Origin of the sequence: Enterobacter sp. ECC-219 (genome assembly GCF_043966805.1) — a bacterium.
GTDB lineage: Bacteria > Pseudomonadota > Gammaproteobacteria > Enterobacterales > Enterobacteriaceae > Enterobacter > Enterobacter cloacae_N.
Window position 1 is genome coordinate 2,170,496 of the sequence record NZ_CP143680.1, and the last position, 20,028, is coordinate 2,190,523.

Consider the following 20,028-nt stretch of genomic DNA (forward strand, 5'->3'; position numbering starts at 1 on the left):
CCTTCGATCCGTGAAGGGTGACTGCATTACATACAGATATAGCACAGGCTATATTGTATAGCTATGGCTATTTCGTTAATTTTTTGTGCTTGCAGAGCTATGGTTTACAATGTGCGCTCTCGATACCGGGCGCTGGAAGCGTCACCCCACTGAGGAAGTACAATGAACCGTCGTGCAGGTAAGCCAACAATGAGGAAAACGACGCAACTGGTGAATGTTGAAGAACATGTCGAAGGTTTTCGCCAGGTCCGTGAGGCGCACCGGCGTGAACTGATTGATGATTACGTTGAGCTGATTTCCGATCTGATCCGCGAGGTCGGGGAAGCGCGTCAGGTTGATATGGCCGCCAGGCTGGGGGTTTCGCAGCCGACGGTCGCGAAAATGTTAAAACGTCTGGCCTCGGTGGGCCTTATTGAAATGATTCCCTGGCGCGGCGTGTTTCTGACGCCGGAAGGGGAGAAGCTTGCGCAGGAGAGCCGCGAGCGTCACCAGCTTGTCGAGAATTTTTTGCTGGTGCTGGGCGTCAGCCCGGAAATAGCCCGCCGGGATGCGGAAGGAATGGAGCACCACGTTAGCGAAGAGACGCTGGTGAAGTTTCGTGAGTTTACCCTTAAATATGGTCCCTCCGCTGAATGAAAATCCCTGGACTGCAGGCCCTGTCACGCGATCGTTTCTTCCATCTCTTATTAATTATTGGCGCAGCGTTAAGCCTGTTTGTGCCGTTTGCGCCACAGGCCTGGTCTGCGGCGATTGACTGGCGCACCATCATTACCCTGAGCGGGTTAATGATGCTGACCAAAGGGGTCGAGCTGAGCGGCTATTTTGACGTGCTGGGCCGTAAAATGGTGCGCCGTTTTGCCACCGAGCGCAGGCTGGCCCTGTTTATGGTGTTCTCCGCTGCGGTATTGTCAACGTTTCTGACCAACGACGTGGCGCTGTTTATCATCGTGCCCCTCACGCTCACGCTGCGTAAGCTGTGCGAGATCCCGGTCAGCCGCTTGATCATCTTTGAAGCGCTCGCCGTTAACGCGGGTTCTCTGTTGACCCCTATCGGCAACCCGCAAAATATCCTCCTCTGGGGACGTTCCGGGTTGTCGTTCGCTGCCTTTACCTGGCAGATGGTGCCTCTGGCGCTGGTGATGATGCTGTCGCTGTTGGCAGTGTGCTGGTTCGCGTTTCCGGATAAAAAGCTGCAATACCACAGCGGCACAACCGGCCCGCAGTGGCAGCCGCGGCTGGTCTGGAGCTGCCTCGGGCTGTATATCGTCTTTCTGTTCGCCCTGGAGCTGAAGTACGAGCTGGCGGGCGTCCTGCTCGTCGCTGCGGGCTTTGTCGTACTGGCACGGCGCGTGCTGGTGAGCGTGGACTGGACGCTGCTGCTGGTCTTTATGGCGATGTTTATTGATGTGCATCTTCTTATCCAGCTTCCGGTGCTGCAAAACGTTCTGCACAGCGTCAGCGGCTTGTCGCAGCCGGGGCTGTGGCTGACGGCGATTGGCCTGTCGCAGTTTATCAGCAACGTGCCTGCCACCATTCTGCTGCTCAACTACGTTCCGCCGGACACGCTGCTAGCCTGGGCGGTTAACATTGGCGGGTTTGGGCTGCTGCCCGGCTCTCTGGCAAACCTGATCGCCCTGCGCATGGCCAACGACCGCCGCATCTGGTGGCGCTTCCATCTCTGGTCGATTCCGATGCTGCTCTGGGCTGCGGCGATCGGTTTCGGACTATTCCTTCTCATATAGTGCGCAATTTGTCAGTTTTTCCTGGCAAACGTATAGCAACGTCCTAGCTTTAGTGAACGGCATAGTGTGATGCCGCTCACTGACAGGACCGTTGCTGAACTATGGCTGAAGATCAAAACCCGCCTGCTGACGAGCAGGACAAAAACAATAATGAGCGTAAGCGCCCGGGCAAGAAACCGTTAATTATCCTCGGCATTGTCGTGGTGGTAATGGTCGTTGTGGCGCTGGTCTGGTGGTTTTTAACCCGTAACGAAGAGACGACCGACGACGCCTTTACCGACGGCGACGTGGTGACGATTGCCCCCAAGACGGCGGGCTACGTTACCGAGCTGCGCGTGCGCGATAACCAGCGTGTGAAAAAGGGCGACCTGCTGGTAGTCATCGATCCGCGTGATACCACCGCGCAGCGCGATCAGGCTCAGGCCCAGCTTGGGCTGGCTATCGCGCAGCTCCATCAGGCCCAGGCGCAGCTGGCGCTCTCAAAAGTGCAGTATCCCGCCCAGCGTGATGAAGCTAAAGCGCAGGTGCTGAAAGCGCAGGCCGATCTGGCGAACGCGCAGGCAGAGTACCGTCGCCAGCGCGGCGTCGACCCGCGCGCGACCACCCAGCAAAGTATTGATTCCGCGAATGCTCAGCTACGCAGCGCCCAGGCCGGTCTGGCCAGCGCCCAGGCGCAGCTGGAAGTGGCGGAGCAGGTTCAGCTGCAAATTCGACAGCAGGAGACCAACGTCGAAGCTCGCGAGCGTCAGGTCGATCAGGCCAAAGCGCAGCTGGAAACCGCCAACCTGAACCTCTCTTACACCGAAGTCCGCGCTCCGTTCGACGGCTTTGTCACCAAACGCAACGTGCAGCCCGGCACGCTGGTGCAGGCGGGCACCGCGCTGTTCTCGCTGGTTTCCCCGAACGTGTGGGTGGTGGCGAACTTTAAAGAGTCCCAGCTTGAGCGCATGAAGCCCGGCGATAAGGTCAGCGTCTCCGTGGATGCCTGGCCGGATATGGAACTTGAGGGCCATATCGACAGCATCCAGCAGGGCAGCGGTTCGCGCTTCTCCGCCTTCCCGTCGGAAAACGCCACCGGTAACTTTGTGAAGATTGTTCAGCGCGTGCCGGTAAAAATCGTCATTGATAAAGGTCTTGATCCAAACAAGCCGCTGCCGCTGGGGCTGTCGGTTGAACCGAAGGTTACCGTGGAATGACGGATCACAGCCACGATAACTGGAAGCCCGCCAGCAATCCGTGGGCGGTGGCGATTGTCGTCACCCTGGCGGTGTTTATGGAAATTCTGGACACCACCATCGTCAACGTGGCGCTGCCGCACGTGGCGGGGTCGCTCTCGGCCAGCTATGACGAATCCACCTGGGTACTGACCAGCTACCTGGTGGCGAACGGCATCGTGCTGCCCATCTCTGCCTTCCTCAGTCGCCTGTTTGGCCGCAAGCAGTTCTTCCTGATCTGCATCGTGATGTTTACCATCTGCTCGTTCCTGTGCGGCATTGCCACCGAGCTGTGGCAAATTATCCTGTTCCGCGTGATGCAGGGCTTCTTTGGCGGCGGGCTACAGCCCACCCAGCAGTCGGTGCTGCTCGACTACTTCAAGCCGGAGGACAGGGGCAAAGCGTTCGGGCTTTCCTCGATCGCGATTATCGTTGCGCCGGTGCTCGGCCCGACGCTGGGCGGCTGGATCACCGACAACTACTCCTGGCGCTGGGTGTTCTTTATCAACATCCCGGTGGGGATTGTCACGGTGCTGGCGATCTACCAGTTGCTGGAAGATCCGCCGTGGGAGAGCAAATCAAAAGAGAAGCTGACAATTGACTGGACAGGGATCGGCCTGATCGCCCTTGGTCTCGGTTGTTTGCAGGTGATGCTCGACCGGGGCGAGGATGACGACTGGTTCTATTCGAACTTTATCCGCACCTTCGCGGTGCTGACGCTGGTCGGCATTATCGGCGCAATCTACTGGCTGATGTATGCCAAAAAGCCTGTAGTGGATCTGCACTGCATGAAAGACCGCAACTTCGCGATCTCCAGCCTGCTGATGGCGGGGATGGCGATGATCCTCTACGGCAGCTCGGTGGTGATCCCGCAGCTGGCGCAGCAGGATCTGGGCTATACCGCCACCTGGTCCGGGCTGGTGCTCTCGCCCGGGGCGGTGCTGATTGTGTTAACCATCCCGCTGGTGCTGAAGCTGATGCCGGTGGTGCAGACGCGCTGGATCATCGCCTTTGGCTTTACCTGTCTGGCGGTGTCGTTCTTCTGGTCGCGCACGCTGACGCCGGATATCGACTTCGAAACGCTGGTGCTGTTCCGCAGCGCCCAGTCGATAGGTCTGGGGTTCCTGTTTGTGCCGCTCACCACCATCGCCTTTATCTCGATACCGAGGCGGCTCAACGCCGATGCGGCGGCTCTGTTTACCATGTTCCGCAACGTGGCGGGGTCCATCGGGATTTCGCTCTCGACGGCCGCCATCACCGAGCGCGCGCAGGCGCACAGCGCGCACCTTGCGTACCACGCCTCGCCGTTCAACGAGCAGTTCCAGCTGGCGATACACGAGAGCGCGCAGGCTATTCAAAACTTCACCACCCAGGTGGGTGACCCTACGGGAATAGCCACCGGGAGGATGTACCAGACGATGATCGAGCAATCGCGCTTTTTGGCCTACATCGACGTCTTCACCATCCTGAGCGCGGTGGCCTTGTTACTGATTCCGTTTTGTTTGTTGCTCTCGCCGGTTAAGAGCGAGGGGAGTGCAGGAGCACATTGATGATACACAGACGTTTACACCCCCTGATGATAGTGATGCTGCTGGTGGGCTGCGCCGTCGGGCCGGACTACCAGCAGCCTGCGCCGCCCGCTGTTACGCACTGGAACGATAAGGGCGACAGCGCGGTGAAATCGCAAACCACCTCCGCCGCGACCAACCCCCGCTGGTGGAAAACCTTCGGTTCGCCGCAGCTCGACAGCCTGGTTGAGCGCGCCATCGCCGGAAACCTGACGCTGCAGCAGACGGTGCTGCGCATCGCCGGGGCGCGTGAACAGATTAACCAGGCGGGCGGGGCATTTTTCCCGTCGGTGAACGGCAATCTGCAGGCGACGCGCCAGCAGCTCGGGCTGGAAGGGGAGCTGAAATCCCACGGCGTTTACGACCAGCTGGATAATGTCGATCCTGAACTCAGAGGCGCGCTGGGGCCACTGACGCAGCCGATTAACCTCTACCAGGGCAGCTTCGACGCCCAATGGGAAATCGATCTGTGGGGCAAGGTGCGCCGTCAGGTGGAGGCGGCGGAGGCTCAGCAGAAGGCGGCGATAGAGCAGCGTAATGACGCGCTGGTGTCGCTGGAAGCCGAAGTGGCGCGCGCGTGGCTACAGCTGCGCGGGGCGCAGAGCATTATTGCCACCCTGAATACCCAGATTAAAAGCGCCCAGCAGACGTTGGATCTGACCGAAAGCCGCCAGCGGGGCGGGCTGTCGCCGCAGATGGATGTGGAAAACGCCCGGGCGCAGCTGGGCAACCTCGAAGCGCAGCTACCGCAGTATCAGGCGCAGGAGCGCCAGGCGATGAACGGCCTGGCGATCCTGCTCGGCAAGCCGCCGGGAGCGCTGGATGCGGAACTGCAAAGCGTGCAGCCAATGCCCGCGCTGCCGGATATCGTACAAACGGGTATTCCGTCCACGCTGGCGCGCCGCCGTCCGGACGTGCGCGAAGCGGAGGCGAACCTTCACGCCGCGACGGCGCAAATCGGCATCTCGGTGGCGGAGCTTTTCCCGAGCTTTACGCTCTCCGGGCAGTTTGGCCTGCGTAACAGCGAAAGCAACTGGCTGACCGACTGGAGCAGCCACTTCTACAGCTTTGGGCCGCAGGTCTCCATTCCCATTTTCCAGGGCGGGCGGCTGGTCTCCAGCGTCAAGGTGGCGCGCGCGCAGCAGGGGGCGGCGGTGCTGGACTATCGCCAGACGGTCCTGACCGCGCTCGGGGATGTCGAAAACGCGCTGGTGAGCTATCGCACCGACCAGCAGCGTGAAGCGGGTCTTGCAAAAACCATCGACGCCCTGAAAAACGCCTTTGATTTAGCGAGCGATAGCTACCGGCAGGGGATCGCCAGCTTTATCGACGTGCTGGACGCCCAGCGACAGCTGGCGCAGGCCGAGCAGCAGCGCGCGCAGGCGCAGGTGCAGAGTGCGCTCGATCTGGTGGCGCTCTACAAGGCGCTCGGCGGCGGCTGGGAGCCCTATCAGCAGGTGCAGCTCCCGGATTACAGCGTCTTTGGTGACGCCCCGCGCGGATAAATTCAGAGGATTGGGCAAGAAACGGACAGGAACGCCACATTCGCGATGACTGAGGGGCGGGTATAACTATCGGGTACCCAATCGACATGCGAGGATTAACTTATGCGTTATCAAAAACTGGGCAACACCGGACTGTTTGTTTCTGAACTGTGCCTCGGCACCATGACCTTCGGCGGTGAAGGCGGCATGTGGGGAAAAATTGGCCAGCTGCAGCAGAGCGAAGCCGAACAGCTGGTGGGGCGCGCGCTGGATGCGGGTATCAACTTTATCGATACCGCCGACGTCTATTCGGAAGGGCGCTCGGAGGCGATCCTCGGGCAGGCGCTGAAAAACCTCAACGTCCCGCGCGAGAATGTGGTGGTTGCCACCAAGGTGTTCGGCGAAACGGGCACCGCGGGGGTGAATTCGCGCGGCAGCTCGCGCTATCACATCATCAGCAGCGTGAAGGAGAGCCTGCGTCGCCTGCAGCTCGATCATATCGATCTCTACCAGCTTCACGGCTTTGACCCCGCAACGCCGATTGAAGAGACGCTCTATGCGCTGGATAACCTGGTGCAGCACGGCCACGTGCGCTATATCGGCGTCTCGAACTGGGCGGCGTGGCAGATAGCCAAAGCGCTCGGGATTTCCGAGCGTCTGGGGCTGGCGCGTTTTGCGTCATTGCAGGCTTACTACACCATCGCCGGGCGCGATCTTGAGCGCGAGCTGGTACCGATGATGCAGAGCGAAGGCGTCGGGCTGATGGTCTGGAGCCCGCTGGCGGGTGGCCTGCTGAGCGGAAAATATGGCCGCGACGGGACGAGCGAAACCGGAGGCCGCCGTCTGGAGTTCGACTTCCCGCCGGTGAATAAAGACCGCGCCTTCGACTGCGTGGACGTGATGCGCACGATTGCCGAAAGCAAGGGCGTCTCCGTCGCGCAAATCGCGCTGGCGTGGCTGCTGCATCAAAAAGCCGTGACCAGCGTGATTATTGGTGCGAAACGTGTCGATCAGCTGGACGACAACATCGCCGCGACCGGGATCCGCTTAAGCGAAGACGAGCTTAAGCAGCTTGATGCGGTGAGCGCGCTGCCGCGCGAATACCCGGGCTGGATGCTGGAGCGCCAGGGCGAATATCGTCGTAACCAGCTCGCGCAGCAGTAACCTTCCTTTTCCCCGGTGACGCTTCGCTTACCGGGGCTTTTTTTCCGCATCGCTCACAAAAAACGATCCTCCTCTTTGATCGCCATTTTATCTTCGACTATATGACTAGTCATGAATATTTAAATGACTAGTCATATAAGGAGAGAGAGCATGAACAAATCGCTGCCGGCCAATTTTTTATGGGGCAACTCGGTATCCAGCATGCAGACGGAAGGGGCCTGGAACGAGGGCGGGAAGGGCATGTCGGTGTACGACATTCGCGAAGCCGGGGAAAACATCTCCGACTGGAAAGTGGCGACCGATTCGTACCATCGCTACCGGGAAGATTTTGACCTGATGCAGGATCTGGGCATGAACTGCTACCGCTTCCAGATCTCCTGGAGCCGCGTGTGTCCGCAGGGTGACGGCGCGTTCAACGACGAAGGCATCGCGTTTTACGACCGCTTTATTGACGATCTGATCGCCCGCGGCATCGAGCCGATGATCTGCCTGTACCACTTCGATATGCCGCTGGCGCTGGCGCAGGAGTACAACGGCTTCAACGACCGCCGCGTGATGGACGCCTTTATCCGCTACGGCAAAAAGATGATCGACTGCTTCGGCGACCGGGTGAAGTACTGGCTGACCTTCAACGAGCAGAACATCTTCCATATGCCGGAAGCCTTCCGCATTTCCGGCTACATGAAAGGCGAGAAAACCTTGCGCGAGCTCTACGAGTTGCAGCATCACACCATGGTGGCGCACATGGCGCTGACCGAGTATCTGCACCAGACCAAACCGGGCAAGCTGATGGGCGGCATGCTGGCGCACCAGCTGATCTACCCGGCCACCTGCAAACCGCGCGATATCTTCTGCGCCCAGCAGTACGACGAGTTCCTCAACCAGAACCTGCTGCGCGTCTTTGCCGGGCAGGGCTACAGCCCGGCGGTGATGGCGGTGGTGGAGCAGGAAGGGTTTGGCGATATTTACCGTGCCGAGGATCTGGCCCTGTTCGCAAGAACCAGAAACGACTTTATGGCCTTCAGCTACTACGCCAGCAAAACGCTGGACAGCGATGCGATTCCGGAAGGCACGCCGGTGAACTATTACCTCCTGCACGGCGATAAAAACAACCCGTACCTGAAGGCCACCGAGTGGAACTGGCAGATCGATCCGCTGGGCTTTCGCACCATCATCACCCGCTACGCCAACGACTGGCGGATGCCGGTATTCCCGATCGAGAACGGTATCGGGGTGATTGAGTCCTGGGACGGCATGAACCCGATTGAGGACACCTACCGAATCGACTACCACCGGGCGCATATCGACGCGATGAAGGCGGCGATGTTCGAGGACGGGGCGGAGGTGATCGGTTACCTCGGCTGGGGCTTAATCGACATTCTCAGCTCCCAGGGCGACATGCGTAAGCGCTACGGTGTGGTCTACGTCAACCGGGAAAACCACGACCTGAAAGACCTCAAGCGCGTGCCGAAGAAGAGCTACGCGTGGTTAAAACAGGTTATTCATACCAACGGACGCGAGATGTAAGCCGTACGCTGCCGGGCCGTTTTTGTGACTGATTGATGGGAACTATCCGCTATGTCTGAAGCAAAAATAACACCGCACATGCAGTCCTTTGTCGATAAATTTGTTGAGTTCTCGGCGCGCCTGGCAAACCAGGTGCACCTGCGCTCCCTGCGCGACGCCTTCGCCACGGTGATGCCCATTTTCATCCTCGCCGGTCTGGCGGTGCTGGTGAACAACGTGGTGTTTCCGTGGATTTTTCACGGCGAGACGCTCGTGCAGTTTAAGGTGTGGGGCGAGGCGATTATCAACGGCACGCTGAACATCGCCGCGCTGCTGCTGGCCCCGATGATTGCCTGGTCGCTGGCGCGCAACAAAGATTTCGACAATCCGGTCTCGGCAGTGGTCATCGCCGTCAGCAGCTTCATCATCATGATGCCGATGCGCCTGCAGCTTACGCCCGTCGGTAGCGACGCCGTGGTGAACGTCACTCAGGTGCTGACGTTCGCCAATATTGGCTCAACCGGGATTTTCGCCGGGGTGCTGATTGGGCTGCTCTCAACGGAACTGTTTATCGCTATTTCGCGCCTGAAGGCGCTGCACATTTCGCTGGGTGAGAACGTGCCGCCGGCGGTGAGCAAATCCTTTACCGCGCTGATCCCAACCATTCTTACATTGTCGGTGTTCGCCGTGCTGGCGGCGCTGTTGGCAAACGTTCTGCACACGGACCTGATCCATCTCATTACGACCTTTATCCAGCAGCCGCTGCGGCTGATCAACACCAGCCTGCCGGGGACGATTTTCATCTACAGCTTCGGTAACTTTCTGTTCACCCTCGGTATTCATCAGTCAGTCGTTAACAGCGTGGTGCTGGAGCCGTTCCTGCTGATCAACACCAACGAGAACATGCTGGCCTTCGCCAACGGTCAACCCATCCCGCATATCATCAACAACATTTTCGTGCCGACGTTTGGCATGGTGGGCGGCACGGGCAGCACAATATCGCTGCTGATCGCCATCTTTATCTTCTCCCGACAAAAGTCGGCTAAGCAGGTGGCGCGTCTGTCGCTGGCGCCGGGTCTGTTCAACATCAACGAGCCGGTCATTTTCGGCCTGCCGATCGTGTTTAACCTGCCGCTGATGATCCCGTTTGTGCTGCTGCCCGCCATCGGCATTTACTTCGCCTGGCTCTGTACCACGCTGGGATTAATGTCGCGCTGCGTGGTGATGATCCCGTGGACCACTCCGCCAATTCTCAGCGCCTGGCTGGCGACGGCGGGGGACTGGCGCGCGGTGGTGGTGCAGTTGGCAATCATCGTATTTGGTGTATTCTTCTACCTGCCTTTCCTCAAGATTGCCGAGAGAGTGGCGATGAAAAACAGCGGGATAGAAAACTAACTGAAAGGAAGGACGATGGCGGCGAAGTACATCACCATAGCGCGGGAAATTAAAAAACGCATCATCAGCCAGCAGTACGCCGCCAATGAACCGCTGCCGGACCAGTTTGCACTGGCGGCGGAGTTCAGCACCAGCCGGATGACCATTCAGCAGGCGATGCGCCAGCTGATCGTCGAAGGTCTGGTCTATACCCGCCAGGGACAGGGAACGTTTATCCGCAAAAATTTCCTTCAACTCTCGCAGTGGGATCTCTCCGGCAGCGACTACTTCGGCGCCACCAAAACCTGGGAACATCTGGGGACGGTGACCAGCCAGGTGGTGCACTTCGAACTGCGCTTCCCGAACGAGAAAGAGCAGGCGTCGCTGATGATTAACGCCGATGCGCCTGTCTATGACTTTATCCGCCTGCGCTTACTAAACGGTGAACCCATGTCGCTGGATTCCACGGTAATGCCGATGAATCTGGTGCCCGGCCTGACGAAAAGCCATCTTGAAGGTTCGGTGTTCCAGTACGTTCAGGAGACGCTGGGGCTGAAAATTATGGGATCGTACCGGGTGGTGAGGGCGCTAAAGCCAAACGCGCTGGACAGAGAGCATCTGGTCTGCGAGCAGACCGATCCGGTGCTGGAAGTGGAGCAGGTGATTTATCTGGAGGACGGCACAGCGCTGGAGTATGCCCACTGCCACTATCGCTACGACCACGGCGGGATCGTGATCGTGAATAACGGGTAAAAAAAAGCGGGCATCGAAGCCCGCTTTTTTAATTTTTCTCTGTTAATTCAAACGAACCGGCATACCGGAGCGGTTTTGAATCGCCTGGTCGACGATGGTGGTTTCCACGTCAGGCTGAGAGGTCACGGACTGCACCGCGCTGTTCAGCGTAATCGGTACGATCTCGTTGTTATTAATCTGGTCTTCGCTGGTGGACAGCGGGTTGTGCACTTCAATGTAGCGGCTGCCGTCTGGCTCAGAGGTCGCTTTCACCGGTTCGTTGATGAACTGAACGCGCGTGCCGACCGGCACGTTTTCAAACAGGAACTTAATGTCGTCGTTACGCAGGCGCACGCAGCCGTGGCTTACGCGCAGGCCGATACCGAAGTTGGCGTTGGTGCCGTGGATAGCGTACAGGCGGCCAATGTACAGCGCGTACAGACCCATTGGGTTATCCGGGCCGGCTGGCACAACGGCGGGCAGCGGTTCGCCCGCAGCGATATATTCCGCGTGCATTTTGGCGGTTGGGGTCCAGGTTGGGCCCGCTTTCTTACGCTCGACTTTGGTGGTCCAGTTCAGCGGGGTGTCTTTGCCCAGCTGGCCGATACCGATTGGCAGCACGATAACGGTGTTGGTGCCTTTCGGGTAGTAATACAGACGCATTTCGGCGCTGTTGATTACGATACCTTCATGAACGGTATCCGGCAGGATCAGCTGCTGAGGAATATTCAGCACGGTACCCGCTTTTGGCAGATACGGGTCAACGCCCGGGTTCGCTTCCAGCATGTTAGACAGGCCCAACTGGTACTGTGCGGCGAAATACTCCAGCGGCTGAGAGTTACCCTCAGGTACCGTCACTACCTGATTTTGACCCACCAGACGGCTTCCGTCGGTCGGCAGGGGATACGTCACCGCAGACGCGGTCTTACAAAAACCTACTACGGCTAACGCCGCCGCAAAAAGCGTTGTTAATTTCATGTTCATGTTGTGCGAGGTATCTAAGCCATTCTGGCGATGAGTTGATAAGTCTGAATCTGTGATGGGAGCGCATTATATGTGCATTCCCGCTAACAGGGAATTCAGATGTGTACGAAATCACATTTTTTTCGATTTTGTTAAAGTTTAGTGGATTGCCGCAACACGGGATCTCAATTCGGAATTGTGGCATAATGCCGTGTTTATCACACTTTTCGCAGGAATCTCCCCGTGTTAGTTACCAGCAACGTCACTATGCAGTTTGGCAGTAAGCCGCTGTTCGAAAACATTTCCGTCAAATTTGGCGGCGGCAACCGTTACGGCCTGATTGGCGCCAACGGTAGCGGAAAATCCACCTTCATGAAGATCCTCGGCGGCGATCTGGAGCCAACGCTCGGCAACGTGTCGCTCGACCCTAACGAGCGCATCGGTAAGCTGCGTCAGGATCAGTTCGCCTTTGAAGAGTTCACCGTGCTGGACACCGTGATCATGGGGCACGCGGAGCTGTGGGAAGTGAAGCAGGAGCGCGATCGCATCTACGCGCTGGCCGAAATGAGCGAAGAAGACGGCTATAAAGTGGCCGATCTGGAAACGCAGTACGGCGAAATGGACGGCTATTCTGCGGAAGCGCGTGCGGGCGAGCTGCTGCTGGGCGTAGGCATTCCGGTTGAACAGCATTACGGTCCGATGAGCGAAGTCGCCCCTGGCTGGAAGCTGCGCGTGCTGCTGGCACAGGCGCTGTTCTCTAACCCGGACATCCTGCTGCTCGACGAACCGACGAACAACCTGGACATCGACACCATCCGCTGGCTGGAGCAGACGCTGAACGACCGCGACAGCACTATGATCATCATCTCGCATGACCGTCACTTCCTGAACATGGTCTGTACGCACATGGCGGATCTGGACTACGGTGAGCTGCGCGTTTACCCGGGCAACTACGACGAGTACATGACGGCGGCCACCCAGGCGCGTGAGCGTCTGCTGGCGGACAACGCCAAGAAGAAAGCGCAGATTGCGGACCTGCAGTCCTTCGTCAGCCGCTTCAGTGCCAACGCCTCTAAGTCGCGTCAGGCGACCTCACGTGCGCGTCAGATTGATAAAATCAAGCTGGAAGAAGTTAAAGCCTCCAGTCGTCAGAACCCGTTCATCCGCTTCGAGCAGGACAAGAAGCTGTTCCGTAACGCGCTGGAAGTGGAAGCCCTTACCAAAGGCTTTGATGAAGGCCCGCTGTTTAAAAACTTCAACCTGCTGCTGGAAGTGGGCGAGAAGATTGCCATTCTGGGCGCCAACGGCGTGGGTAAATCCACACTGCTGAAAACCCTGGTCGGCGAACTGCAGCCGGACAACGGCACCGTGAAATGGTCCGAGAACGCGCAGATTGGCTACTACGCGCAGGACCATGAATACGAATTCGAAAACGACCTCACCGTCTTCGACTGGATGAGCCAGTGGAAGCAGGAAGGCGATGACGAGCAGGCGGTGCGCAGCATTCTGGGTCGTCTGCTGTTCAGCCAGGACGACATCAAAAAGCCGGCCAAAGTGCTCTCCGGTGGTGAGAAAGGCCGCATGCTGTTCGGCAAGCTGATGATGGAAAAACCGAATATCCTGGTAATGGACGAACCGACTAACCACCTGGATATGGAATCTATCGAATCGCTGAATATGGCGCTGGAGATGTATCAGGGCACCCTGATCTTCGTCTCTCACGACCGTGAGTTCGTCAGCTCGCTGGCGACCCGCGTGATCGAAATTACGCCAGAGCGCGTGGTGGACTTCACCGGTAACTACGAAGATTACCTGCGCAGTAAAGGTATCGAGAACTAAAAAAAGCCGGGTGGCGGCTTCGCCTTACCCGGCCTACGTTCTATTCCCTCTCCCGGTGGGAGAGGGTCAGGGTGAGGGCATCAGGCCGCACTACACCACCCACTCGCTCCCTTCAATCCCGTTCACCAGCAGCTTACGTTTTTCCCCTACAGGCAACGACACCTTCAGCGCTTTCCACGCCGGACGATAATCCCCGCGCGCGTTGATCTTCAGGTTGATGGTTGCGCCATCGCACACCATTTCCCATTCCACCCATAGCGCATTGCCGTTCTGATAGCCCCAGCTTTCGCCGTCGTCTTCAAACAGCAGCCCGGAGGTGGTGCCGACGCCCTTCACCGGGAACAGCTTCAGCTCGCGGGTGTCGTCTTTTTCAGCGGATACGTGGGTAATGCGCTCGCTCAGCGGCAGACCGGCACCGGCGCGCACCAGCAGCGGCAGTTTTTCCAGCGGCGCGTCGAGAACGATCGACTGGCCGCCCGCATACCACGCGTGGGTGTAAAAATCGTACCAGCCGGTGGCGTTATCCGGCAGCCAGACGCGGCGCTCGCGCTGCCCGGCTTCGACGACGCTGGCAACCAGCAGGTCGCGGCCCAGCAGGAAGTCATCGCACTCTACGAAGGTCTGCGTATCGTGCTCGTGGTCGAGGAAGGTCGGGCGCAGCATCGGCTCGTCGTCGGCGTGCGCCTGCCAGAGCAGGGTGTAGAGGTACGGCAGCAGGCGGTAGCGCAGCTCAACCGCGCCGCGAATAGCAGGCGTGACGCCCGGATACATCCACGGCTCGTTCACCGTGTGGTCATCGTTCCATGAGTGAATGGTAAAGCGCGGATGCATCACGCCGTTCTGCACCCAGCGCACGAACAGCTCGGCGTCCGGCTTATCCCCGGAGAAACCACCCACGTCGTGGCCGACGTTGAACAGCCCGGACAGGCTCATGCCCAGCCCCATGCGGATGTTATAGCGCAGGGTGTCCCAGTTGGTGCGGTTATCGCCGCTCCAGGTCTGAACGTAGCGCTGCATCCCGGCGCAGCCGGAGCGGGAGATGAGATACGGACGTTTCTCCGGCGCAAAGCGCTGCTGCGCTTCCAGCGAGGCGCGCATCATCAGCAGCGGCATTACCGGGCGAATGTGCTTGATGGCGATCTCCTTGCCGAAGCCAAAGCAGCGCGCTTCCCCGTCCCACACTTCATATTCGTTGTTGTCGTTCCAGGTGGAGTCGATGCCCATCTCCAGCAGTTGGGTAGTGACGCCGTTCTGCCACCACTTCACCGTCTGCGGGTTGGTAAAGTCGAGGTGCGAGCCTTCGTCATCCCAGAAGCTTGAACGTTCTGGTGCATCAGTTTCTGAATCACGAATGAACAGGCCGCTCTCCGCCACTTCGTTATAGCGCGGATGGTCCTGCAGCAGGCACGGCTTGATGTTGGCCGCAAGCTTCAGCCCCGCGTCGTGGAAGGCCTGGCTCATCACCTTCGGCTGCGGCACCTTGTCATAGTTCCAGTTGAAGACGTAGCGCTTGCCGTTGATGGAGGTATAGCCGGAGGAGAGCTGGAACGAGTCGCACGGAATGGCGTGCTCTTCGCACAGGCGGATAAAGTTCATCAGCTGGTTCTGGGCGTCCGGCGCGTCGGTGTAGTGCATGGTTGAGCCGCTGTAGCCCAGGCTCCATTTTGGCCCAAACAGCGTTTTCCCGGTCAGGCGCACGAAGGCTTTGGTGACGTCCAGCACGCGCCTGCCGGTAAAAATGTAGTAATCGATATCGCCCGCTTCCGCCTGCCAGCGGCGGTAGGCAGTGTGGTAGTTGTCGATCTCGTTGCCCAGATCCAGCCAGCAGCTGCTCAGGTTGTCGTAGAACAGGCCGTAGCTCACGTCGTCGCGGCGGGCGATAGTGAACGGAATATGCTTGTAGAGCGGGTCGGTGCTGGTCGCGTTGTACCCCATTGCATCGAGGTTGCGCATCTCATAGCGCTTGCCGTTGCGCTGCAGATCGCCCGCTTTCTCGCCCAGGCCGTAGAAACGCTCGTCCTTGCGACGGCTGAGGTAGTGCGCCACGCCGTCGCCGTGGGCGTTCAGCAGGTAGGCGCTGGTCGGACGGTCATTAACCAGCGGCTGCCATTCGCCCGCCTCATTGCGGTAGTGCCACTCCATCCATAGCGGCTGGTGGACGGTCACGCGCAGCTGCTCCGTTGCCACCGTAACGGCATCATCCTGCTGCGTCAGCGTCCAGGCCGGGCAGGAGAAACCGCTTATATCGTCACGACGACGGCCTTCCCACGGCACGTCTTTTTCCGGTGCGATGCTCCAGGTGCGGTCCAGCGCCAGCTCGCCTTTGCGCTTAATCAGCACGCGGAACAGGTTCTCTTCCAGAACATACAGGCACAGGCGGTGCTGGTTATCGACCAGCAGTTCCAGATGGTTTGCCGACTGCTTATCTACGGTCCAGTTTTTCAGGGTTTTCATATGCAATACATCCACTATCAGGCGCGCTTGGCGCGACGTTCAGCAATAAATGCTACCAGGAAGACAGCGCCAATCAGGTCAAAGAAGCCCATGGCAATAAAGAGCGGGTTAAAGCCGATTTTGTCGGCGGTCACACCGATTAACAGCGAGAACAGGAAGCTGGCGATCCACGCCGCCGAGCCGCGCATGCCGTTGACGGTCGCCATCTGGCCTTTGTCGAACGACTCCACGACCAGGGCGCTCAGCATGCAGGAGATGATCTGGTGCCCGAAGCCGCCGATGGAGATCAGCACGATGGTGATATACGGGTCGCGGGTAATGGCGACGATGGCCAGCGAGATCATCAGGAACGCGCCGGTGACGGAGCTTGCCACCACCGAGTTTACGCGGGAGCAGCCGAACCAGCGGGTGTAGAGGCGCGTCAGGTAGCCGCTCGCCACGCTGCCGAGGTCGGCGGCGAGGAAGGGCAGCCAGGCAAACATCGCAATCTGCTTCAGATCCATGCCGTGCTCTTTGGCGAGGTACAGTGGCACCCAGAAGCTCAGCACGGCCCAGGCCGGTTCCGCCATAAAGGCCGGAATGGCGATACCGTAGAAGCGTTTGTTTTTCGAGACGGTTTTCAGCGCGGTCAGAAACGGCAGTTTCACCGCGGGCGGTTCGTTATCCTGCTTGATAAACGCCAGCTCGTCCTTGCTCAGGTTCGGGTGCTGCTCCGGGTTGTGGTAAAACGCCCACCACAGGATCACCCACAGCAGCGCCAGCACGCCGGTAAACATAAACGCGCCCTGCCAGCCGAACGAGGCGTGAGCAAAGTAGATGATAGGCGGAGCCAGCATCGCGCCGATGGAGAAGCCCACGCCCGCCCAGCCGGCGGCAACGGGGCGCTCTGATTTCGGGAACCATTCGCCGATGGTTTTGGCGTTCGCCGGGGTGGCGGCGGCCTCAGAGGCCCCCATAAAGAAGCGCAGAATCGCCAGGTGCAGCCAGCTTCCGGCGCCCGCGTGGAAGATACACATCAGCGCCCAGATCCCGGCGCAGACCATAAAGCCAATCTTCAGGCCGATAACGTCAATCAGCCAGCCGCACAGGGGCTGGAAAATGGTGTAGGCGATCTGGAACGCGCCGACGATCCAGGAGTACTGCTCGGTGGTGATCCCCAGGCTCTCTTTCAGTTCCGGGGCGAGGATCCCGAGCGAGTTACGGGTGATGTAGTTAACGGTGACGCCAAGTAAGAACAGCACCAGTACGTACCAGCGCAGGTTCTTGATGACGCGACGGGTTTTGCTTGTCGCAACGGTATTATTGATGTCCTGACTCATTTGACTCTCCACAAGACGGACGGTAAGGGGACGGAGGTTCAGGTGTCACACAGATTTTTATGCCTTTGATTTCTATCCGTTTAAACTGCTTAAGTTGCTATGCAACTAGTATGGAAGTTGTGTGACAGGTTCACCTTAAGGGAGAAAATGAGAGGGTAAAAGTGGATTTTGTGCAAAATTTCTCATAACTAACGAAAACACTCTGGCATGATGGCGTTCATGGCAGTTTTTGCCTGACGGATACGCTATGAAAATTTTTTCATTTCGCAAATGGAGCCAGATCACAAAATGGACAAAAGGCTAAAAATCACCGAAATCGCGGCCCGCACGCAGCTCTCCATCAGCACGGTTTCCCGCGTGCTGGCGGGTAAAGCGAATACCAGCGAAAAGGCGCGCGCAAAGGTGCTGGCGTGTGCGCGGGAGCTGGGGGTGATGGACGGCATGGCGGCAGGACGTTTGCTGCTTAACAGCCTGGTGGTTTTTGCCCCGCAGCGGGCGTTTGACGAGCGGTCCGACATCTTTTACTACCGCGTGATCCAGAGCGTGAGCAAAGGGCTTGCCTCGCACGAGGTCCGGCTGCGCTACTGCGCGCTGGAGGAGAACGACAGCGACGCCCAGCTGTTTCTGGCGCGCATGAACGAGCCGGATACCCAGGCGGCCATTCTTCTCGGCATCGACGATCCGCATATTCACGACCTGGCGGTGGACGTGGGGAGACCCTGCGTGCTGATTAACTGCCGGGACCGCCGCATGCGCCTGCCTGCCGTCGCCCCGGATCACCGCACTATTGGTGAGCGGGCGGCGGAGTACCTGTTCGAGATGGGGCACCGCGAGGTGATGAACGTGCTGTGCCTGCGCCGCTACACCATGGAGCTGCGCCTGGCGGGGATCCGCGACGCGTGGCAGTCTCATAACCTGAAATTCAACGATAAACGCGATCTGCTGGTGGTGCCAAGCTTCAGCGCCAGAGAGACGGAGCAGCTGGTGAGCGAGTGGCTTAACCAGCAGAAGGGAAAAGACCTGCCGACGGCGTTTCTGGTCGGCGGCGACTTTATGGCGGCGGGCACCATCAGCGCATTACAAAACCACGGTCTGCGCGTGCCGCAGGACGTGTCGGTGATGAGCATCGACGGATTTAATCTGGCGGCAATCCAGGACGTGCCGCTGACGGCGGTGCATGTGCCCCGCGACGAGCTGGGAACCGAAGCGGTGCATATGCTCCAGCAGCGGCTGATGCGTCCGGACGCGCCGGTGGGAACGCTGTTGCTTAATGGAACCCTGACCGTGCGGGAATCGGTACGGCGGATACGTCAGGGGAAACGACGCACCGCCGTGGAGCGAGAAGGGCTTTACGACAGTTAAGCCATGCCCAGCGCGCGCTTGCCGTGGATGTTGAGATCGTTCACGGTAAAGCGGTCCTGCCAGCTTTTTTCATAATCCTCGCGCGGGAAGTCTCCCGGCGACGCGCCGGTTTCCAGCGCTTCCTTGACCTTTTTCGCGTAAGCGAGGTTTTTCTCGCACATCGGCGCGGCAGGGATGTACATCACGTTGCCCCAGCCCTGCTGATTTTCCACCGGCGCGACGGAGTGGATCACATCGCAGTGCCACCATACGGAATCGCCCGCCTCGAGTGCCGGAATGCTGCTTAATGCCTCGATGAGCAGCGGGTGCCACTTCTCGGAAACCGGCAGCACGCGCCCTGGTGCCACGCCGCACAGCTCGTCTTCCGGCACGTCGTCCAGCAGTGGACGCAGCAGAATGTACGCCATCGCCTCCGGAATTGGCACCACGTGCAGCAGTCCCTGACCGGGGATCATGTCCGACAGCGCCGTCCAGCCCTGGAAGGTGCGGAACACCGAGCATTTGGTGGTGTTATCGACGGTGTACTCTTCCACTTCGGCACGGTGCGCGGCGTTCCACGGATCGTACTTATCGACGTTGCCGTCAAACACGCGGGCAAACACCTGTTGATAAGCCGGAAGCAGCCAGCGCTCCAGCGCGCCGGAGTCGGTATGCGCGCCCAGCCCTTTCGAGGTGGTTCCCGGCGGACGGCGGCGAATACGGTCCGGGTAAATCACGCTCACGTCCGGGTCGAACCACTGCTTGCCGTTGCTCTCGAAAGTCCATAAACGGTTCAGGAACGACTGCACCTGCGCCATCTCTTCGCTCTGGCGCGCCTGCATCTGCGCCTGCGACCAGTAAATCGGGTAAATCTCCGGGCGGGAGGCCGTTAAGGTGCCGAAGAAGTTATCGCCTGGCCCTTTGTACACGTCGTCAAATTTGTTCAGATCGAGATAGTCGAGCATCGACCGATCCCACGCCAGCGCCTGCTCGCGCGGGAAATGACCTTTAATCACCGCGCAGCCGCGGCGCTTAACGGCCTCGCGCTGTGCGTCGGTAATCGTGCCGTTTTTCACGTCCGCAAACGGGATCTCCGGCCAGACGGTTTCGCCTTTGTTCTTAAGGGCGTTGATCTCCGCCACGCGGGTGGCAATTTTATCGCTGAGCTTATTAAACACCGCCTGCACGTCGCCGATCTGCGCGCGCAGCTCACGTTTCAACTGACGGATTGCCGCTTTGTGATCCGCCGGCAAAGTTTCACTGGTAAAGGTCATAACCGCCTCGCATCTTTCATTCGAAAGTAAAAATATCTACAAGTGATACTTTAA

Annotated in this window: 15 protein-coding genes; 11 read left to right on the forward strand and 4 right to left on the reverse strand. The window is 58.9% G+C overall.

Features of this window, described 5'->3' with window-relative positions; translation table 11 throughout:
• Positions 1–162: 162 nt before the first annotated feature.
• From mntR to V1603_RS10260, 9 genes are all read left to right on the forward strand, one after another.
• Positions 163–636 (forward strand): manganese-binding transcriptional regulator MntR, encoded by a 474-nt coding sequence (mntR, locus tag V1603_RS10220; RefSeq protein WP_023335001.1) that lies wholly within the window; start codon positions 163–165, stop codon positions 634–636.
• Positions 633–1,742, forward strand: a complete 1,110-nt coding sequence (locus V1603_RS10225; protein WP_116343394.1) for an anion transporter — start codon at positions 633–635, stop codon at positions 1,740–1,742. Before mntR ends, V1603_RS10225 begins: the two co-directional genes overlap by 4 nt.
• A 101-nt stretch (positions 1,743–1,843) precedes the next feature.
• Positions 1,844–2,938: an HlyD family secretion protein gene (locus V1603_RS10230; protein ID WP_116343395.1), complete on the forward strand. Its 1,095-nt coding sequence runs from the start codon at positions 1,844–1,846 to the stop codon at positions 2,936–2,938.
• Positions 2,935–4,506, forward strand: coding sequence for a DHA2 family efflux MFS transporter permease subunit (locus V1603_RS10235; RefSeq protein ID WP_395313864.1), 1,572 nt, complete (start codon positions 2,935–2,937; stop codon positions 4,504–4,506). Before V1603_RS10230 ends, V1603_RS10235 begins: the two co-directional genes overlap by 4 nt.
• Positions 4,506–6,029 carry an efflux transporter outer membrane subunit gene (locus tag V1603_RS10240; RefSeq protein WP_395313865.1) on the forward strand — a complete coding sequence of 508 codons (1,524 nt, stop codon included), beginning with the start codon at positions 4,506–4,508 and terminating at the stop codon, positions 6,027–6,029. Before V1603_RS10235 ends, V1603_RS10240 begins: the two co-directional genes overlap by 1 nt.
• A 102-nt stretch (positions 6,030–6,131) precedes the next feature.
• On the forward strand, positions 6,132–7,172 hold the full coding sequence (locus tag V1603_RS10245; RefSeq protein WP_395313866.1) for an aldo/keto reductase: 1,041 nt from the start codon (positions 6,132–6,134) through the stop codon (positions 7,170–7,172).
• Between the two features lie 150 nt (positions 7,173–7,322).
• Positions 7,323–8,699, forward strand: coding sequence for a glycoside hydrolase family 1 protein (locus V1603_RS10250; RefSeq protein ID WP_395313867.1), 1,377 nt, complete (start codon positions 7,323–7,325; stop codon positions 8,697–8,699).
• Positions 8,700–8,750: 51 nt separating this feature from the next.
• Positions 8,751–10,073: a PTS sugar transporter subunit IIC gene (locus V1603_RS10255; protein ID WP_116343399.1), complete on the forward strand. Its 1,323-nt coding sequence runs from the start codon at positions 8,751–8,753 to the stop codon at positions 10,071–10,073.
• Between the two features lie 15 nt (positions 10,074–10,088).
• Positions 10,089–10,805 (forward strand): GntR family transcriptional regulator, encoded by a 717-nt coding sequence (locus V1603_RS10260; RefSeq protein WP_049122335.1) that lies wholly within the window; start codon positions 10,089–10,091, stop codon positions 10,803–10,805.
• A 42-nt stretch (positions 10,806–10,847) separates the two neighbouring features.
• Here V1603_RS10260 and ldtB read toward each other — a convergent pair whose 3' ends face one another.
• Positions 10,848–11,768, reverse strand: a complete 921-nt coding sequence (gene ldtB, locus V1603_RS10265) for a L,D-transpeptidase (RefSeq protein ID WP_008501186.1) — start codon at positions 11,766–11,768, stop codon at positions 10,848–10,850.
• Positions 11,769–11,990: 222 nt separating this feature from the next.
• Here ldtB and V1603_RS10270 point away from each other — a divergent pair, with 222 nt between their 5' ends.
• Positions 11,991–13,586 (forward strand): ABC-F family ATPase, encoded by a 1,596-nt coding sequence (locus tag V1603_RS10270; protein ID WP_163330792.1) that lies wholly within the window; start codon positions 11,991–11,993, stop codon positions 13,584–13,586.
• Positions 13,587–13,676: 90 nt separating this feature from the next.
• Here V1603_RS10270 and V1603_RS10275 read toward each other — a convergent pair whose 3' ends face one another.
• Positions 13,677–16,040, reverse strand: coding sequence for a TIM-barrel domain-containing protein (locus tag V1603_RS10275; protein WP_395313868.1), 2,364 nt, complete (start codon positions 16,038–16,040; stop codon positions 13,677–13,679).
• Positions 16,041–16,057: 17 nt separating this feature from the next.
• On the reverse strand, positions 16,058–17,359 hold the full coding sequence (locus tag V1603_RS10280) for an MFS transporter (protein WP_116343402.1): 1,302 nt from the start codon (positions 17,357–17,359) through the stop codon (positions 16,058–16,060).
• Positions 17,360–17,647: 288 nt separating this feature from the next.
• Here V1603_RS10280 and V1603_RS10285 point away from each other — a divergent pair, with 288 nt between their 5' ends.
• Complete coding sequence (locus V1603_RS10285) at positions 17,648–18,721, forward strand: LacI family DNA-binding transcriptional regulator (protein WP_163330795.1); 1,074 nt, start codon at positions 17,648–17,650, stop codon at positions 18,719–18,721.
• On the opposite strand, the gene V1603_RS10290 is transcribed toward V1603_RS10285, so the two are convergent.
• Positions 18,718–19,974: a DUF1479 domain-containing protein gene (locus V1603_RS10290; RefSeq protein WP_395313869.1), complete on the reverse strand. Its 1,257-nt coding sequence runs from the start codon at positions 19,972–19,974 to the stop codon at positions 18,718–18,720. The genes V1603_RS10285 and V1603_RS10290 overlap by 4 nt on opposite strands.
• Positions 19,975–20,028 lie beyond the last annotated feature (54 nt).

Excerpts from the sequence above, each read along its gene's own strand:
- V1603_RS10285 (WP_163330795.1), top strand. The coding sequence starts at position 17,648 with ATGGACAAAAGGCTAAAAATCACCGAAATCGCGGCCCGCACGCAGCTC.
- V1603_RS10275 (WP_395313868.1), bottom strand. The coding sequence starts at position 16,040 with ATGAAAACCCTGAAAAACTGGACCGTAGATAAGCAGTCGGCAAACCAT.
- V1603_RS10250 (WP_395313867.1), top strand. The coding sequence starts at position 7,323 with ATGAACAAATCGCTGCCGGCCAATTTTTTATGGGGCAACTCGGTATCC.
- V1603_RS10235 (WP_395313864.1), top strand. The coding sequence starts at position 2,935 with ATGACGGATCACAGCCACGATAACTGGAAGCCCGCCAGCAATCCGTGG.
- V1603_RS10225 (WP_116343394.1), top strand. The coding sequence starts at position 633 with ATGAAAATCCCTGGACTGCAGGCCCTGTCACGCGATCGTTTCTTCCAT.
- ldtB (WP_008501186.1), bottom strand. The coding sequence starts at position 11,768 with ATGAACATGAAATTAACAACGCTTTTTGCGGCGGCGTTAGCCGTAGTA.
- V1603_RS10255 (WP_116343399.1), top strand. The coding sequence starts at position 8,751 with ATGTCTGAAGCAAAAATAACACCGCACATGCAGTCCTTTGTCGATAAA.
- V1603_RS10230 (WP_116343395.1), top strand. The coding sequence starts at position 1,844 with ATGGCTGAAGATCAAAACCCGCCTGCTGACGAGCAGGACAAAAACAAT.
- V1603_RS10245 (WP_395313866.1), top strand. The coding sequence starts at position 6,132 with ATGCGTTATCAAAAACTGGGCAACACCGGACTGTTTGTTTCTGAACTG.
- V1603_RS10280 (WP_116343402.1), bottom strand. The coding sequence starts at position 17,359 with ATGAGTCAGGACATCAATAATACCGTTGCGACAAGCAAAACCCGTCGC.
- V1603_RS10290 (WP_395313869.1), bottom strand. The coding sequence starts at position 19,974 with ATGACCTTTACCAGTGAAACTTTGCCGGCGGATCACAAAGCGGCAATC.
- V1603_RS10240 (WP_395313865.1), top strand. The coding sequence starts at position 4,506 with ATGATACACAGACGTTTACACCCCCTGATGATAGTGATGCTGCTGGTG.
- V1603_RS10260 (WP_049122335.1), top strand. The coding sequence starts at position 10,089 with ATGGCGGCGAAGTACATCACCATAGCGCGGGAAATTAAAAAACGCATC.
- mntR (WP_023335001.1), top strand. The coding sequence starts at position 163 with ATGAACCGTCGTGCAGGTAAGCCAACAATGAGGAAAACGACGCAACTG.